Source organism: Streptomyces oceani, from assembly GCF_001751245.1.
GTDB classification, from domain to species: domain Bacteria; phylum Actinomycetota; class Actinomycetes; order Streptomycetales; family Streptomycetaceae; genus Streptomyces; species Streptomyces oceani.
In genome coordinates this window covers 116,560-119,149 of the sequence record NZ_LJGU01000132.1, presented here as the reverse complement: position 1 = coordinate 119,149, position 2,590 = coordinate 116,560, and the positions used below count along the sequence as shown (strand labels likewise).

At 73.2% G+C, this 2,590-nt stretch carries 2 protein-coding genes; both read right to left on the bottom strand.

Features of this window, described 5'->3' with window-relative positions; translation table 11 throughout:
* Positions 1 to 991, bottom strand: a 991-nt coding sequence (locus tag AN216_RS17575) for a serine/threonine-protein kinase (protein ID WP_139140950.1), incomplete at its 3' end; no start/stop codon positions are given.
* Positions 992 to 995: 4 nt separating this feature from the next.
* The coding region (locus AN216_RS17570; protein WP_070197629.1) for an alkaline phosphatase D family protein at positions 996 to 2,590 on the bottom strand (1,595 nt) is incomplete at its 5' end.

Genomic DNA, 2,590 nt, shown 5'->3' with positions numbered 1-2,590 from the left:
GGCCGTACAGCAGGTCCGGGCCGACGGCCGACTCCGGCGGGCCACCGGCGAGCGGGCCGGGTGCCGCGACGGGAGGCGCGGTGTCGGGTGGCGCGGGCGGTTGGAAGGGAGCGCGGGACGGCTGTGCCGTCTGGGTGGGCAGCCGCGGCCGCACCGTGTGCCCCGCCGCCACGTCCGCCAGCAGTTCCTCCAGGGTGCCGGCGTCCGGCCGCGCGCCGGGCTCCCGTACGAGCAGCGCGCGCAGCACCTCGTCCAGCGCGCCGCTGCGTACGGGCGGGGGAACCGGGTCGTCCAGCACAGCGGCCAGCGTCGCCAGCGTCGTGCCGCGGCGCAGTGGACTGTGGCCCTCGGTGCACACGTACAGCGTCATGCCCAGCGACCACAGGTCACTCGCTGGATCGTCGTCGCCGCCGCGAATCCGCTCCGGCGCGATGTACTCGGGGGAGCCGATCAGTTCGCCGGTCGCGGTGAGCGCGGTCGAGCCCGCCAGCGCGGCGATTCCGAAGTCGGTGAGCACCGCGCTGCCGTCGGCGCGCTCCAGCACGTTCGCCGGCTTCACGTCCCGGTGCTGGATGCCGGCGGCGTGGGCGGCCCGTAGTCCGCTCAGGACCTGGCGGCCGATCCCGGCGGCCTCCCGGGCCGGCAGCGGACCGTCCGCCAGCCTGGCCTGCAGGTTGCCGCCGGACAGCAGCTCCATCACGATCCACGGGTACGGTCCCTCGTCCACGATGTGATGCACCGTGACGACGTGCCGATGGCTGAGCCGGGCCAGCGCCTGCGCCTCGCGCAGCACCCGCTCGCGCAACTGCCGCGCGGCGTCCGAGTCCTCCGGGGCCAACCGCGGGTCTCTCGGCCGGACCTCCTTGAGCGCCACCTCGCGGTGCAGGGCGGTGTCCCGGGCCCGCCACACCGTCCCCATGCCACCGCTGCCCAGACGCTCCAGCAGCTCGAAGCGACCGTCGACGACCTGTCCCGCGCTACCCCCTGCCATGGAGTCAGCTTACGGGGTGATCCGTCCGTTCCAGCCCGGGGTGTCCGGACCGGCAGCGGTAGGACCGGAGATGCGCGCTCGTCGCTTCCGGGTCGGTCTTGTCGGACAGGGCGTAGAAGTCCATCTGGGCGTGCTCGGCGGACAGTTCGAGCACGGCGTACCCGTGTGCGTCCATGTCCAGCCAGCGCACGTGGCGGTTGGCGGCGCGCACCGCCGACTCCGCGACACCGGAGAGGGTGTTCGGCGGGGCGCGCAGGATGTCGTCGACGTTGTCGGAGGTCACCGAGGTGACGACGAACTCCGTGGCGACCGGCTCCTCCTGGGGGTAGTCGGCGGCGCTGACCGGTACCTCGTTGGCCCAGTGCATGTGGATGTCTCCGGTGAGGAAGACCGTGTTGTCGATCCGGTTGTCCCGCAGATGACTGAGGAGTTCCCGGCGGTCGTCGGTGTAGCCGTCCCACTGGTCGACGTTGACGGCCAGTCCGCCCCGCGGCACGCCCAGGAGTTCGGCGAGCGGGCCCAGCAGTTTCGTCGGTACGGAACCGAAGGCGACCGGCGAGATCATCACGGAGGTGCCGACCAGCCGCCAGGTGGCCTCGGAGGCGGACAGCCCCGACTTGAGCCAGTCCAGCTGCCTGCGCCCGGTGAGCGTACGGTTCGGGTCGTCGATCTGGTCGCCGTCCCCGAACGTCGGCTGTTGGTCCCGGAAGGAACGCAGGTCGAGCAGGTGCAGGTCGGCGAGCCGGCCGAAGCGCAGCCGCCGGTAGGTGGTGCCCTCCACGGCCGGGCGGACCGGCATCCACTCGAAGTACGCCTGTTTCGCGGCCCGTACGCGCCGCGCCCAGTCGCCCTCCTCGCCCGGCGTGTGGTTCTCCGCACCACCGGTCCAGGCGTCGTTGGCGAACTCGTGGTCGTCCCAGATCGCGATCAGCGGGTGCGCCGCCTGCATCGCCCGCAGGTCCGGGTCGGTGTGGTAGTGACCGTGCCGCGCGCGGTAGCCCGCGAGCGTACGGACCTCCTCGGGAGGATGGACGGGCCGGATGACGTCGTCCTCGGTCGGGTACTCGCCGGTGCCGTACTCGTAGACGAAGTCGCCGAGGTGCAACACCGCGTCCAGGTCGCTACGTTCGGCGAGATGTCGGTAGGCGGCGAACCAGCCGCTCTCCCAACTGGCGCAGGAGACCGTCGCGAAGCGGAGCCGGTCGGTGGCGGCGTCCGCGGCCGGGGTGGTGCGGGTGCGGCCCGTGGGCGAGGTGACGCCGGCGACGCTGAACCGGTACCAGTAGTCGGTGGCCGGGCGCAGGCCGCGCGCGTCGACCTTCACCGTGTGGTCGCTGTCCGCGCTCGCGCGCAGACTGCCCCGGCCCGCGCTCGTACGGAAGTCCGGGTCCTCGGCGATCTCCCAACTGACCTCGACGGGGTCGCCCTTGCCGGAGCCCGGCACGGCCGCCGGCTCAGGAGTGACCCGGGTCCACAGCAGCACCCCGTCCGGGAGCGGATCGCCGGAGGCCACGCCGTGCGCGAAGGCCGGGTCGGCGCCGCGAGCGGTGGTCGCGCCGGTCGTCAGGGGCAGGAGTACGGCGGAGGCGGCGGTGGCCG